This is a genomic window from Burkholderia sp. S171 (assembly GCF_009766085.1).
Classification (GTDB): domain Bacteria; phylum Pseudomonadota; class Gammaproteobacteria; order Burkholderiales; family Burkholderiaceae; genus Caballeronia.
The window spans coordinates 369,327-383,634 of record NZ_LMUF01000007.1 but is presented as its reverse complement, the minus strand read 5'-3'; the positions used below and the strand labels follow the sequence as shown (position 1 = coordinate 383,634).

The window sequence follows — 14,308 nt, the reverse complement described above, 5'->3', positions numbered from 1 at the left end:
GCAACGGAGTAATCCGTTGCCCTTTTTTTGTGGGACGAACGACGCCCGACCTACTTCGTCGGGCGCCTTCAACGCACGTCTTTAATGCACGACGCGATCGAACACTAGCTCGCCATCCCGCATATCGACGGGGATCACATCCTTCGGTCCGAACTTGCCTGCCAGGATCAGCTTTGCGACCGGGTTCTCGATCTGCTGCTGGATCGCGCGCTTCAACGGCCGTGCACCAAACACCGGGTCGTAACCCACCTTGCCGATGTGTTCCAGCGCGGCCTCCGACACGTCGAGTTGCATCTCCAGCTTCGCGAGCCGCTCATGCAGCCGCTGCAACTGGATCTTCGCGATCATCTGGATGTTCTCGCGGTCGAGCGAATGGAACACCACGACGTCGTCGATACGATTCAGGAATTCCGGCCGGAAGTGCAGCTTGACCTCTTCCCAAACGGCTTCCTTCACGGCCTCGTGCGGCTCGCCGACCATCGCCTGGATCACGTGCGAACCGAGATTCGACGTCATGACGATCACCGTATTCTTGAAGTCCACGGTGCGCCCTTGCCCGTCGGTCATGCGGCCGTCGTCGAGCACTTGCAGCAGCACGTTGAACACGTCCGGATGCGCCTTCTCGATCTCATCGAGAAGGATCACGCTGTAGGGCTTGCGACGCACCAGCTCGGTCAGGTAACCGCCTTCCTCATACCCGACATAACCCGGCGGCGCGCCAATCAAGCGCGCGACGCTGTGCTTCTCCATGAACTCGCTCATGTCGATCCGGATCATGTGATCCTCTGAATCGAACAGGAACGAGGCGAGCGCCTTGCACAACTCGGTCTTGCCCACGCCCGTCGGTCCAAGGAACAGGAACGAACCATACGGACGATTCGGATCCGACAACCCGGCGCGCGAGCGGCGGATCGCATCGGCCACCGCGCCGATCGCTTCATCCTGACCCACCACGCGGTCGTGCAGCTTACTTTCAATCTGCAACAGTTTTTCCCGCTCCCCCTGCATCATCCGCGTCACGGGAATGCCGGTCGAACGCGACACCACTTCCGCGATTTCCTCGGCGCCCACTTGCGTGCGCAGCAAGCGCGGCCGCGTCGGATTGCTTTGTTCCGCGGTCTCCGACTGCGTGACCTGCTTCAATTGCGTTTCGAGTCCGGGCAGCTTGCCATACTGCAATTCGGCCACCTTCTCGAGCTTGCCTTCACGCTGCAAACGCACGATATCCGCACGCACTTTCTCGATCTCTTCCTTCAGCGTCGCGCTGCCCTGCACGGCCGCTTTCTCGGCCATCCAGATTTCCTCGAGGTCGGAATAATCGCGACCCAGCCGCACGATTTCCTCCTCGATCAACTGCAGGCGCTTCTGCGATGCCTCGTCCTTTTCCTTCTTGACCGCTTCACGCTCGATCTTCAACTGGATCAGCCGACGATCAAGCCGGTCCATCTCTTCGGGCTTCGAATCGATTTCCATCTTGACCCGGGACGCTGCTTCGTCGATCAGGTCGATGGCTTTATCGGGGAGAAAACGGTCCGTGATATAGCGATGCGACAATTCCGCCGCCGCGACGATCGCCGGATCGGTGATTTCCACGCCGTGATGCAGTTCGTACCTTTCCTTCAGGCCGCGCAGGATCGCGATGGTCGCTTCCACCGACGGTTCATCGACCAGCACCTTCTGGAACCGGCGCTCAAGCGCCGCGTCCTTTTCGATGTACTTGCGATATTCGTCAAGCGTCGTTGCGCCGATGCAATGCAGCTCGCCGCGCGAGAGCGCCGGCTTCAGCATGTTGCCCGCATCCATGGCGCCCTCGGCTTTACCGGCACCAACCATGGTATGGATTTCGTCGATAAAAACGATGGTCTGGCCTTCGTCCTTCGCAATGTCACTCAGCACGGATTTGAGACGCTCTTCGAATTCCCCGCGATACTTGGCGCCGGCCAACAACGCGGCCATGTCGAGCGACAACACGCGCTTGCTCTTGAGCGATTCCGGCACTTCGCCGTTCACGATCCGTTGCGCGAGACCTTCGACAATGGCGGTCTTGCCCACGCCCGGCTCACCAATCAGCACCGGATTGTTTTTCGTCCGGCGTTGCAGGATCTGGATTGAACGGCGAATTTCGTCGTCCCGGCCAATCACCGGGTCGAGCTTGCCCGCGCGCGCGCGTTCGGTCAGGTCGACGGTGTATTTCTTCAGCGCGCCGCGCTGGCTTTCGGCATCCTGGCTATTCACCTGGGCACCGCCGCGAACCGAATTGATCGCCGCTTCGAGCGCCTTGCGCGTGAGGCCGTGCTGCTTGGCAATACGCCCTGCTTCGCCCTTGTCATCGGCAATGGCGAGCAGGTACATCTCGCTCGCGATAAACGTGTCGTTGAGCTTTTGCGCCTCTTTGTCCGCGCTGTTCAGCAAGCCGGCGAGATCGCGGCTGACCTGCACGTTGCCGTCCGTGCCCCGGACTTGCGGCAGACGCGTCATGGCGTCCTTGAGCGCGGTTTGCAGCGCCTGGACCTGCACGCCCGCCTGCGAGAGCAGCGAGCGCGCCGAACCGTCCTGCTGCGCAATCAGCGCGGAAAGCAAGTGAACCGGTTCGATATATTGATTGTCATTGCCGACGGCGAGACTCTGCGCGTCAGCCAGTGCTTCCTGGAACTTCGTAGTTAGCTTGTCGATTCTCATATTGAGACCTCCAAATCGGGATGTGTTCAAAATGAGGCGTGATCCGGCACTTTCAAGCGTTCCGCCGCCCAAAAACCGCATTTTTCTGCGAAATGCCGGTTGACACGCTGGGGTCGCGCCGAGCGGTTTGATAGCGCTCGATAGCGCTTAATTGCGGCTGGTAGCGCTCATCCTGCGCAAAAACGTCGAGTCGGGAGCAACACGGCGAGTTGGCGTCTGTCGAATGTGCACGTCACAGGACCATTGTGATCGGATCACGATGGCGATGGACTGATCCAGGTCGAAGAACCAGCACGAGCCGCGCCGGGAAGCTCAGTCAGCCATGTCCGGCGATGCGACTGATGCCCGCCGCTGCCGGCATGAATCGCACGATGCCGAGCACGGCCGCGAGCTCGTCAGCCGGCGACGCCAGATCGCCGACCGTATGCTGGTCGAGCTCCGCGAGGAACGCATCGCGCGCGGCGGCGAACACGCCCCGCAGACGGCAATGTGACTGGATCACGCAATGCCGGTGGGGCTCGCTTTCATCGGCGAAACAGCCGACTATCGAAAAATCGTTCTCCGTCTTGCGCACAACCTCGCCGATGCTTAGCGATGGTGTGCGAGGATCGAGCCTCAGGCCGCCGTTACGGCCGCGTACGGTTTCTACCCAGCCCAGCTCCCCGAGCCGCTGCACCACCTTCATGAGATGGTTCTTGGAGATCCCGTAGGCGTCGGAGATCTCCTGGATGGTCGACAGCCCCTCGGGCCGGACGGCCAGGTAGAGCATGACGCGTAACGAATAGTCGGTGTAATCGGTCAGTCGCATGGGTGTTCGCGTAGTTCGCGTAATCAGTCGCAAGAGCCGATCGCGTGGTCACGTCGGTCCGGAGCGTAGTAAAAGCGTCAATCAGCGTCAATCGCACGGATACAGGATACGGCGTCTGGCGGCACAGATAGCCAGGCACATGCTCGACCCGAACCAGGCCGTGCGTGCCTGACCCAACCCCGCATTCCGGTTGTCGAGCATGCCATGGCCACGATCGCCACGGCCAGTCGCCGCTTGCATCATCCGCTGCATCACGAGTAACGGTCGATTATCATGAAAGCAGATAGCCGAATGTCAATCAAACATCTTTTGTTTATTTGCCGCGCATACAGGTCGAACTTATTGTCCTAGCCTGTTAGCCTGGTTTCCTTGTCGGCAGGACTCCTGGCCCCATTTACGGATGGCTCATAGAGCAAACGTTGGCTTCAAGAGCCTGCTATGAGCCCGCTTTAAGCGCCCATTTATATGCCCAATTTATGAGTCCATTCGTCGATAGATTCGTAGTTTATTCCGTTTCCGTCAAATACCCTCTGTGTGTGGCATCTTGGTGATACCCGGCAGACCGGAATTGCGTTCGCCGGTTCGAGAGCCGCTATCTGCGTTTCGCCAGCCATACAAATCCCCCACTGAAACCCGCCATCGAATCCTATGAGCAAGTCACCGACTGAGCCGCCTGGCAAGACGGACCCGCTACCGGCCACATTCGTCCGCATCGCGCAACCCGACGAAACCAATATCCGGGAACTGGTCAACGCGTTCTACCGGCGTGTCGACGATGACCTGCTGCTTGGCCCGATCTTCGCCCGTGAACTCACTGGGCGCTGGGACACGCATTTGGCGAAGATGACGACGTTCTGGTCGAGCCTCGTGCTTGGAACGAAGGGATATAGGGGCAACGTCCAAGAGGCGCACCGGCCTCTCGGCGATATTGAACCCCAGCACTTCGCCCGCTGGCTCACGCTTTTCCTCGATACCGTCGACACCCGCTACGAGCCCGCCGCAGCCGTGCAGTTCATGGAGCCCGCGCTGCGCATTGCGCAAAGCCTGCAACTGAGCAAATTCGGCTGGGACTATGCCATCCCGGACGCACAGCTCGCTTTGATGGCGTCGCTCAAGCGCCTGCGCACAGGCCGCAGCGAGAACGAGCCTTCTTCGACGGAGTTGCCCGACCACAGCCACGGCGAACCCTTTCCGGTCAGGCTGTCCGGCGATGAAAACACCGAGGAACGCGACAAATCGAGCAACGCATAAGCCGCAGCATATAACTGCGGTTTCCCGGTCCGCATACCCAACGGCAGACGGCCGAGCGGAGCGCAAATTGCCGTTGCCCGTTGCCCGTTGCCTACGCCCCCGCCCCCGCCCCCGCCCCTTTTGGCGGCTCCAGATCCCATCGTTTCAGCGCAGCGTCGTCGGATTCACGGGCATCGACCCATTTCTCGCCGTGTTCCGTCTTTTCCTTCTTCCAGAACGGCGCCTGCGTTTTCAGATAATCCATCACGAACGCACACGATTCGAACGCTTGCGCCCGGTGCATGGCGGTTGTCACAACCAGCACGATCTGATCGAGCGGCAAGAGTTTTCCCACGCGATGCACGATCAGCACATCCGAACCCGGCCAGCGTTCTCGAGCCTGCTCCGCAATACCCTCCAGCGACTTTTCGGTCATGCCGGGATAATGTTCCAGCTCCATTGCCTGAACGGTTTGGCCTTCGTTCAAATCCCGCACCGTGCCGACGAAACACGCCACCGCGCCCACCTTGGGATTGTCGGCGCGCAGCGCGGCGACTTCCGTGCTGAGATCGAAATCAGCTTCCTGCACGCGAACTCGGGTCATCTCAGCCTCCCGTGACGGGCGGGAAAAACGCGACTTCGCAGCCTTCAGTGATGCGTCGCGACGGATCCGTCATTTCGTGGTTGCACGCCATGCGCAACGAGCGGCCCTCGGCGAGCGTTTCCGCCCATGCCCCGCCGCGCATGCGCAGCCAGGCCCGCACGTCGCCGACGCTGGACACGCTGTCCGGCAGCTCCACGCTCTCATTCGCTACGCCAAGCGCTTCGCGCACGCCTGCAAAAAACCTCAATTCGACTTTCATGATTGCCTTCGACGCAACTTCAACGCATCAGTTCTGAAAACGGGATAAAACGCACGGTCTCACCGGCCTGGATAGCGTGATTCGGCGGGTTATCGATCAGACCGTCGCCCCAGACCGTGGATGTCAACACAGCCGAACTTTGATTTCCGAATACCTCCAGGCCACCGGCTTCGTTCACGCGGGCACGCAGGAATTCATTGCGCCGGTCACCCTTTTTCTGCGTGAAATCAGCCCGCATGGCGTACACGCGCGGCTCAACCGCTTCGGCGCCCGCCAGCCGCAGGATGAACGGCCGCACGAACAGCAGGAATGTGCAGAAACTGGAGACTGGATTCCCCGGCAACCCGATGAAAAACGCCTCGCCCCCGCTTTGGTCGGCCGGCTCGCGCCGCACTGCGCCGAACGCGAGCGGCTTACCGGGTTTCATCGCGATCTGCCACATGGAAATGCGCCCTTCGGCTTCCACCGCCGGTTTCACATGATCTTCCTCGCCAACTGACACGCCCCCGCATGTGAGGATCAGGTCATGATCGCGTGCCGCCCACCGCAGGGTTTCGCGGGTTGCGTCCAGCCGGTCAGGCACGATACCGAGGTCGGTCACGTCGCAACCCAGTTCGCCAAGCAACGCACGCAGCGTGAAACGATTCGAGTTGTAGATCGCGCCGGGGCGCAACGGCTCGCCGGGCATGGTGAGTTCGTCACCCGTAAAAAACACCGCCACGCGCACTTTGCGCACCACGTCGAGCGCAGCGCTTCCCACCGATGCCGCGAGCCCCAGCGCCTGCGGCGTAAGCCGCGTGCCGGCCGGCAGGATCACAGAGCCGCGACGGATATCCGCACCCTGCTGGGTGATCCATTCGCCCTCCGGCGGCACGTGGGAAAACGTCGCGCCGGCATGGTCGGCGCGAACCATTTCCTGCATCACGATGGTGTCCGCACCCGGCGGCACGGTGGCCCCGGTGAAGATGCGCGCGACCGTGCCGGCAGCCAGCGGCTCGGCCGTCTGGCCAGCCGGCACACGCTGCGACACGGGTAGCGTCACGGCGCTCGCATCAGACGCGCCGGCGAGGTCTGCGGCCCGCACAGCGTAGCCATCCATGGAACTGGTGCGCATGGGCGGGACGTCGAGCGTCGACACGACCGCTGTGGCCAGCACGCGTCCGAGCGCCTCGAAGGTCTCGACGGTTTGTGCGCCGTCCACCCGGCGCGCGGCCGCCAGCAAAGTAGCGAGTGCGTCGGCGGTGGACAGCATTGGCGGGCGTGGAGCGGCGGGCGTGGTGGACATCGTGGGGATCTGTATGGGCCGTGGAGTGGTGCAATGGTGAAAGCGGCAGCGCCAGAAGCGGTGCATCCGAAGCACTTATTGTAGCGAGAAGCCAGCCGCAAGCGTCTGCCCGGTTGCGTCCGATCCGGGCTGATCGGCTATCTGGACAAGTGCAGGACAAGGGCGCGCCCCGTCGCGCACCCCGGCTGCATGGCGCCTTTTTTTGGCCGATGTCCACGCTGCCGCGGGCATCAAGCTCGGTGATACACTCGCACGACACTTTCAGACTTCTCCCCTATGAAATTCTGTTCCGTCTGCGGCCACCAGGTCAGCCTGAGCATTCCGCCTGGCGACAATCGCCAGCGCTATGTTTGCGATAATTGCGGCACGGTGCATTATCAAAATCCACGCAACGTGGTTGGGACCGTGCCCGTCTGGGACGACAAAGTGCTGCTGTGCCGCCGGGCGATCGAACCGCGCTACGGCTACTGGACCTTGCCCGCGGGTTTCATGGAGATGAACGAAACCACCAGCGAAGGCGCCTCGCGCGAAACGCTGGAGGAAGCCGGCGCACGCGTCGAAATCCAGAGTCTCTTCACGCTGCTGAACGTGCCGCACGTGCATCAGGTGCATCTTTTTTACCTGGCACGGCTCCTGGATCTGGACATTGACGCCGGCGAGGAAAGTCTTGAAGTGAAGCTCTTCGACGAGAGCGAAATCCCTTGGGACGAAATCGCGTTCCCGACAGTCGGACAGACGCTGCGCTTCTTTTTCGCCGACCGCGCCGCCGGCAACTACGCCCTGCATACCGGCGACATCTTCCGCTCGCTGCGCGAAGGCTGAGCGCCTCCCCGGATCATGGTTCCATGGCTCGCCTCCGACGATCCGTTTCCCCCCGTCGAGCGCGCGCTCGGCGAGGCAAGCGGCGCGCCCGGATTACTCGCGGCCAGCGCTGAATTGCGGAGCAGCCGTCTGGTCGATGCGTATCAGCGCGGCATTTTCCCTTGGTATTCCGACGGCCAGCCGGTGCTCTGGTGGAGTCCCGATCCGCGCATGGTGCTGATTCCCGATGAATTCAAAGTCTCCGTTTCACTGCGTAAAACGCTGCGGCATGTGTTGCGCGAGGCGTCGTGGGAAATTCGCGTGGACGAAGATTTCGCCGGCGTGATGCGCGCCTGCGCCCAGACGCCGCGCGAAGGCCAGCGCGGCACGTGGATCACGGCGGATATCGTGGAAGCGTATTCCTCGCTGCATCGCGAAGGACGGGCGCACAGCATTGAAACGTGGTTCGAGGGCAAGCGCGTGGGCGGTCTTTACGGCGTGTCGTTCGGGCGGATGTTTTTCGGCGAATCGATGTTCGCGCATCGCACCGATGCCTCGAAAATCGCGCTCGCGGCGCTGATCGGACACTTGCGTCACCATAAAATAGAGATGATAGACTGCCAGCAGAATACGTCGCATCTGGCGTCGCTGGGCGGCCGGGAGATCTCCCGCAAGGCATTTGTGAGACATCTGCGTGGGGCGGTCGGGGAACCGCCGGTCCCGTGGGCATTCGACAAATACGCGCTGCTCGAAACGCTTCGGCCAGCCGTGTTGCCGCCTGAATGAACGAGGCTGGTTTTGAACGAGGCGCGAGGTCCAGGACGCCAACCGATGCACCCTTTGAAATTCGCGAACGAATCCAGAATCATCGAACGTGATGCATCGAACGTGATATATAGCATGCAAGTTAGCGACACAACCGAGGTTTTCCGCCCTGCATCGGACCGCTGCGGCACGGTTGGGACGGTAAGCAAGATAGACGCTTAGAACGAGAGCTGCCAACGTGACTCACCCCAATGAGCTGCCGCTTTCACCGCTTTCGGCGTTGCAATTCTATGCAACGGCGCCGTACCCGTGCAGCTATCTGGATGGACGCATTGCGCGCTCCCAGGTGGCGACACCCAGTCACCTGATCAACTCCGACGTCTACACCGAACTCGTCAAGGCGGGTTTCCGGCGCTCCGGGGTCTTTACCTATCGCCCGTATTGCGACGGCTGCCGTGCCTGCGTGCCGGTGCGCGTGCCTATCGACGACTTCAAGCCGAACCGCACCCAGCGGCGCATCTGGAAGCAGCATGGCGGACTGGTGGCAAGCGTCGCTCCGCTTCACTACGACGAAGAACACTACGCGCTCTATATGCGCTATCAGTCGGCGCGGCATGCGGGCGGCGGCATGGATCGCGACAGCCGCGACCAGTACGAGCAATTTTTGCTGCAAAGCCGGATCAACTCGCGCCTGGTGGAGTTCCGCGAGCCTATGCGCGCCAAGAATCCCGCTGACCCTGCTGATCCCGATAACCCCGATGCAGGCCAGCCCGGCAATCTCGCCGACGACCCGCCCGAGCGCGGCACGCTGCGCATGATCAGCATGATCGACATCCTCGGAGACGGACTTTCGTCGGTTTATACGTTTTTCGAGCCCGGCCTGCCGCACACCAGCTTCGGCACATACAACATCCTGTGGCAGATCGAGCAGGCGCGCAGCCTGGATTTGCCCCACGTCTATCTGGGTTACTGGATTCGTGAGAGCGACAAAATGGCGTACAAGGCCAATTTCCGGCCGCTGGAGGGCCTGATCGACGGCCACTGGGGCTTACTCGATCCCACTACCATGCACTCCGCCGGAACGCCGCCCATGCCCGGCAAGATGCCACTGGATAAACCGCGGCGCTGACGATCCAAGCCGGCCCTGCGATGGCCTGTTCCAAAGGCCCTTTTCATCCACTTGTCATCGCTTTTCGGCGTGCCTCCCCAAAGCCGTTAAAATGGCGCGTCTCAATTTACGCCGCTCCGGCCCTTCCTCCTCGTGTTCAGCTCCCTCTACCCGCTCGCCCGCGCGCAACTTTTTCGCATGGATGCGGAAGATGCCCATCATTTGACGCTGCGTATGCTGGGCGCCGCCGGCCGCACCGGCCTGGCCGGCATGCTCGCCGAGCGCGCCGCCGATTCGCCGCGTACCGTCATGGGCCTGAGCTTTCGCAATCCGGTCGGGCTCGCGGCGGGGCTGGACAAAGACGGAGCGTGTATTGACGGACTGGCGTCGCTCGGGTTTGGGTTCATTGAAGTGGGAACGGTCACGCCGCGCGCGCAGCCCGGCAACCCGCGCCCCCGCATGTTTCGCCTGCCCGACGCGCAGGCGCTGATCAACCGGCTTGGTTTCAACAACCGCGGCGTCGATCAGTTCGTCGAGAACGTCCAGGCCGCGCGGTATCGCGGCGTACTGGGGCTGAATATTGGCAAGAATGCCGAGACCCCCATAGAACGCGCCGCCGAAGATTATTTGTATTGCCTCGAACGCGTCTACCCGTTCGCGAGCTACGTGACGATCAACATCTCGTCGCCGAATACGAAAAACCTGCGCCAGTTGCAAGGCGCGGGCGAACTCGACGCGCTGCTCGGCGCGCTGAAGGACAAACAGCAACGTCTGTCCGACCTGCACGGCAAGCTGGTGCCGCTCGCACTGAAGATCGCCCCCGATCTCGACGACGAGCAGGTCAAGGAGATTGCCGCCACCTTGCTGCGCCACAAGATTGATGGCGTGATCGCGACCAACACCACGCTGTCGCGCACCGCTGTGACGGGCATGAAACACGGCGATGAAGCCGGTGGTTTGTCGGGCAAGCCGGTGTTCGAAGCATCGAATGCAGTGATCCGCAAGTTGCGCGCGGAGTTGGGCAGCGAGGTGCCGATCATCGGCGTGGGCGGCATCATGTCGGGCGACGACGCGCGCGAGAAACTCGCCGCGGGTGCATCGCTCGTGCAGATCTACACCGGCCTGATCTATCGCGGCCCGGCGCTCGTGACGGAATGCGTCGAAGCGCTGGCCCGCACGAGTGCCGCCGCATAATCAGGTCTTCCCTTTTCACTACGCCAGGGCTCATATCCACATGAGCAAACGATCTGAAGACGGTCTTGCGTTTTAGCTATCATCGCCGCACTTCAGATCACTGACAAAAACCAGGACAAAGGCAAAAATTCATGAAACTCTCTCTCTTCAAGAAAGTGCTCGTGGCAGGCTTGATCGGCGCGTCGCTCTCGGCCGCCGCTCACGCGGCAGACCTGCTGGATTCGGTCAAGCAACGCGGTACGTTGCGCATTGGCCTCGAAGGTACGTTCCCCCCGTTCAACTCGAAGACACCGCAAGGTGAACTGGTTGGCTTCGACGTGGATATCGCGAAGGCAGTTGCTGCGAAGCTCGGCGTGAAGCCGGAGTTCGTGACGACCGAATGGAGCGGGATCATTGCAGGCTTGCAGGCTGACAAGTTCGATGTGATCGTGAATCAGGTCGGCATTACCGATGCCCGCAAGCAGACGCTCGATTTCTCGCCTGCCTATACGTATTCGAATGCGCAACTGATTCAGCGCAAGGACGACACGCGGGACTTCAAGACGCTTGACGACCTGAAGGGCAAGAAGCTTGGCGTGGGTCTGGGCACGAACTACATGGACATGGCCAAGGCCGTGCCGGGTATCGATGTAAAGACGTATCCGGGCGCGCCTGAGTACTTGCGCGATCTCGCATCGAACCGTTTGGACGCTGCGTTGAACGACCGCTTGATGCTTGCGTACCTGATGAAGAATTCGCAGTTGCCGCTGCGCACGGGCGCGAATGTGGGCCCGGGCAATCCGTCGGGTATTCCGTTCAAGAAGGGCAATCCGAAGTTCGAGAAAGCCATTGATGACGCAATGACCCAGCTTGAGGCCGATGGTACGTTCACGAAGATCTCGGACAAGTGGTTCGGTATCGACGTAACGAAGCCAGCGAAGTAAACCGGACCCTCAAGCGTTCGGCATCGGGGCGGCTTCTTCGGGTGCCGCCCTTTGCATTTGATGCCCGCCTCCGACGTTACACCTACTCTATTCCTTCATGTCCACGACATCCCTGCTCGTTCAATCCATACCGGCGCTCGCACAAGGCGCCGTCCTGACGATCAAGTTCGCGGTCTATTCGATGTTCTTCGGCCTGATCGCGGGCACGATACTCGCCATGATGGGCATCAGCCGAAGCCGCACGCTGGTCGGCCTGGGGCGCGCTTATGTGAGTGTGATGCGCGGTACGCCGCTGCTGGTGCAGATCTTCGTGATCTATTACGGATTGCCGAGCCTGGGTATTTCGCTCGATCCTACGCCGGCGGGGGTGATCGCGTTGTCGGCGAATGTGGCGGCTTATCTGTCCGAAAGCATGCGCGGCGCTATTCTCGGGATTCAGAGTGGGCAGTGGCTTGCGGCTTATAGTTTGGGTTTGTCGAGGATGCAGACGTTGCGGTATGTGATCGGTCCGCAGGCGCTGCGGATTGCCGTGCCGAGTCTTTCTAATAGCCTCATTAGCTTGATCAAGGATACGTCGCTGGTGTCGGTGATCACGGTTACCGAATTGCTACGGAGTGCGCAGGAAGTCATTGCCGCTACGTATCAGCCTTTGCCGTTGTATCTTGCTGCCGCTGTGGTGTATTGGGTGCTGTGTAGTGTGCTGGAGTTCGTCCAGCGGCTGTTTGAGCGTAGGTTGGCGTTGCCGGGGCGGCATTGAGGGAGCGGGTTCGGAGGGTTAACGCAGGGAACCCACCCTCAAGACCCGTCCACCGGCGCGAGCGTCCCACTTTGGTCCAGCTTGGCCCCAAACCTGTCCATCCGTGGCATATGATGCCGATCCGGATCAAGCGAATACGCTACCCGTCGAGCCCGTCCCATCAATTCGCTGCGTGGGAAAAACCCAAAATACCTCGAGTCCGCGCTGTCATCGCGGTTGTCACCGAGCATCAGATACTCGCCCTTGGGCACCGTCACCGGCCCAAACGAACGCCGCGGACTCGGCGCCAGCACCGACAACCTCACAACATGCGTAACACGCCCGAGCTTCTCGTCGAGATACTCGCCAGGCGAAGACGTATCGCCCTCCACGCCCGTAATATCGACCGGCTGATACCCCGCCCGCTTGCCATCGATATAAAGCACGTTATCGCGCATGGCGATCACATCGCCCGGCACCCCGATCAGCCGCTTGACGATCAACTCATGGGCCGCCGATGAATCCACCGTCACAATGTCCCCACGCTGCGGATCATGCAGGCGCGCAATCGCAATATGCGTGAACGGAATGCGCAGGTCGTACGCCATCTTGTCGACGACAATCCGGTCACCCTCGCGAATGGTCGGCAGCATGGAGCCGCTCGGCACCACATTCCAGTCGGCGATGGCGCTGCGAAACAGCGCCATCAGCACCAGGAACGCAATCAGGTTCCGATTTTCGCGCCAGAGTCGGGGTAACAGTCGCATGGTGGGAAATGCCGGCGGTTGAGGACGACGCAGCTTAACGTCGAAACCTGAAATGACGCTTAAATTAACTCGACGGTCAGCCCGTGCTTACTCGGTTTCGAAAGGGAACCGAACGCCCAGGTCACGGCGAGCGGCATCGGTGATGGAAATCATCTGCATGGATATGGCATGCCGCATGATCGGGCTCTCTGTCGCACCACTGCGCAGCAGCTCGCAAAAATGCGCGGTCTCGTAGTTCAAGCCGCCACCCTCAAACGGTGCATCCAGCTCAACAGTGCGGCCATCCACATAGCGGACGGTTGCGCGCGCAGGATTCCACCAGTTCTCGTGGATAGTCACCGTACCGCCGGTCCCGGCCAGCAACGCATCGCCCTTGCCTTGCAGATCCAATCCGCAAAACAACTGTGCGACGCCACGCTCATGCCGCACGTTCAGGCTCGCGAAGGTGTCCACGCCGGTTTGCCCGATGCGTCCGAAGGTCTGGACTTCCAGCGGCTCACCCAGCCAGTCGACCGCGAGAAACGCTTCGTAGATACCAATATCGAGCAACGCACCGCCGCCCATATTCATCGAATACGAGGGGTGCGAAAGCGGCACGTTCGCGATCGAGCAACCGGCCCGAACCAGACCGATTTCACCAATAGGATCGGCCGCAAGATGGTCGCGCAACTGCGTGTAGAGTGGATAAAACGGCGGTTTCATCGCTTCCATGAACAGCAGCTTCGATGACCGCGCCACGTCGATCATCTCCTGCAACGCCCGCGCGTTGACGGCTGCCGGTTTCTCGCAAAGCACGGCACGTCCCGCCTGGAAAGCACGCAACGCGTACTGCGGATGGCTGTCTTGCATCGTCGCAATGTACAACGCGTCGATGTTGTCGAGCAGCGCGTCGAAGCTCTCATACGCCTTGGTATGAAACTTCCCGGCGAACGCCGCCGTCGGCTCGGGCCGGCGCGACCAGACGCCACCCAGCGTTGCGCCCGGCACAAAGGCCAGCCCTTCGGCGAACCTGTGCGCAATCATTCCCGCGCCAACGATGCCCCATCGGATCGTGCTCTGTGCGTTCATCTGTCCCGCTCCCCTGCATGCTTGGTGAATAGTCGGCCAAGGCCGGCGATGCGCACATTGTCCCATTGTCCGCCACGCAAG

14 protein-coding genes are annotated in these 14,308 nt (G+C 61.1%); 7 read left to right on the top strand and 7 right to left on the bottom strand.

All coding sequences use genetic code 11. From position 1 onward, the window contains the following. Nucleotides 1-81 precede the first annotated feature (81 nt). Together clpB and GSQ93_RS04725 are read right to left on the bottom strand one after the other, a co-directional pair. Nucleotides 82-2,679: an ATP-dependent chaperone ClpB gene (clpB, locus tag GSQ93_RS04730; RefSeq protein WP_158934451.1), complete on the bottom strand. Its 2,598-nt coding sequence runs from the start codon at nt 2,677-2,679 to the stop codon at nt 82-84. A gap of 316 nt (nt 2,680-2,995) precedes the next feature. Then, entirely contained in the window at nt 2,996-3,487 is a 492-nt protein-coding gene (locus tag GSQ93_RS04725) for an Rrf2 family transcriptional regulator (RefSeq protein WP_158934450.1), read from the bottom strand. Between the two features lie 648 nt (nt 3,488-4,135). Between GSQ93_RS04725 and GSQ93_RS04720 the strand changes: the two genes are divergently transcribed. Then, a complete protein-coding gene (locus GSQ93_RS04720; RefSeq protein WP_158934449.1) occupies nt 4,136-4,738 on the top strand; it encodes a group III truncated hemoglobin in 603 nt (200 codons plus the stop codon). Between the two features lie 91 nt (nt 4,739-4,829). Here the strand turns inward: GSQ93_RS04720 and moaE are convergent, their stop codons facing one another. The 3 genes from moaE to glp are packed head-to-tail and all read right to left on the bottom strand — an operon-like array spanning nt 4,830 to nt 6,865. Beyond that, nucleotides 4,830-5,321 (bottom strand): molybdopterin synthase catalytic subunit MoaE, encoded by a 492-nt coding sequence (moaE, locus tag GSQ93_RS04715; RefSeq protein ID WP_158934448.1) that lies wholly within the window; start codon nt 5,319-5,321, stop codon nt 4,830-4,832. A 1-nt stretch (nt 5,322) separates the two neighbouring features. Beyond that, nucleotides 5,323-5,580: a molybdopterin converting factor subunit 1 gene (moaD, locus tag GSQ93_RS04710; protein WP_158934447.1), complete on the bottom strand. Its 258-nt coding sequence runs from the start codon at nt 5,578-5,580 to the stop codon at nt 5,323-5,325. Nucleotides 5,581-5,599: 19 nt separating this feature from the next. Next, a complete protein-coding gene (glp, locus tag GSQ93_RS04705; protein ID WP_254073744.1) occupies nt 5,600-6,865 on the bottom strand; it encodes a gephyrin-like molybdotransferase Glp in 1,266 nt (421 codons plus the stop codon). A 276-nt stretch (nt 6,866-7,141) separates the two neighbouring features. Here glp and GSQ93_RS04700 point away from each other — a divergent pair, with 276 nt between their 5' ends. The 6 genes from GSQ93_RS04700 to GSQ93_RS04675 all read left to right on the top strand — a co-directional run bounded on the left by GSQ93_RS04700 (nt 7,142) and on the right by GSQ93_RS04675 (nt 12,413). Continuing rightward, entirely contained in the window at nt 7,142-7,687 is a 546-nt protein-coding gene (locus tag GSQ93_RS04700; RefSeq protein ID WP_158934446.1) for an NUDIX hydrolase, read from the top strand. Between the two features lie 15 nt (nt 7,688-7,702). Continuing rightward, nucleotides 7,703-8,452 carry a leucyl/phenylalanyl-tRNA--protein transferase gene (gene aat, locus GSQ93_RS04695; RefSeq protein WP_158934445.1) on the top strand — a complete coding sequence of 250 codons (750 nt, stop codon included), beginning with the start codon at nt 7,703-7,705 and terminating at the stop codon, nt 8,450-8,452. Between the two features lie 217 nt (nt 8,453-8,669). Next, on the top strand, nt 8,670-9,560 hold the full coding sequence (locus GSQ93_RS04690) for an arginyltransferase (protein WP_158934444.1): 891 nt from the start codon (nt 8,670-8,672) through the stop codon (nt 9,558-9,560). A gap of 132 nt (nt 9,561-9,692) precedes the next feature. Then, nucleotides 9,693-10,733 (top strand): quinone-dependent dihydroorotate dehydrogenase, encoded by a 1,041-nt coding sequence (locus tag GSQ93_RS04685; RefSeq protein ID WP_158934443.1) that lies wholly within the window; start codon nt 9,693-9,695, stop codon nt 10,731-10,733. Between the two features lie 131 nt (nt 10,734-10,864). Further along, on the top strand, nt 10,865-11,656 hold the full coding sequence (locus GSQ93_RS04680; RefSeq protein WP_158934442.1) for a cystine ABC transporter substrate-binding protein: 792 nt from the start codon (nt 10,865-10,867) through the stop codon (nt 11,654-11,656). Nucleotides 11,657-11,753: 97 nt separating this feature from the next. Beyond that, complete coding sequence (locus GSQ93_RS04675; RefSeq protein WP_158934441.1) at nt 11,754-12,413, top strand: amino acid ABC transporter permease; 660 nt, start codon at nt 11,754-11,756, stop codon at nt 12,411-12,413. 38 nt (nt 12,414-12,451) lie between these two features. On the opposite strand, the gene lepB is transcribed toward GSQ93_RS04675, so the two are convergent. Both lepB and GSQ93_RS04665 read right to left on the bottom strand, forming a co-directional pair. Then, the gene (lepB, locus tag GSQ93_RS04670; protein ID WP_158934440.1) at nt 12,452-13,159 is read right to left on the bottom strand and encodes a signal peptidase I; all 708 of its coding nucleotides are present in this window, start codon (nt 13,157-13,159) and stop codon (nt 12,452-12,454) included. 87 nt (nt 13,160-13,246) lie between these two features. Next, nucleotides 13,247-14,227 carry a Gfo/Idh/MocA family protein gene (locus GSQ93_RS04665; RefSeq protein ID WP_158934439.1) on the bottom strand — a complete coding sequence of 327 codons (981 nt, stop codon included), beginning with the start codon at nt 14,225-14,227 and terminating at the stop codon, nt 13,247-13,249. Between the last annotated feature and the right edge of the window lie 81 nt (nt 14,228-14,308).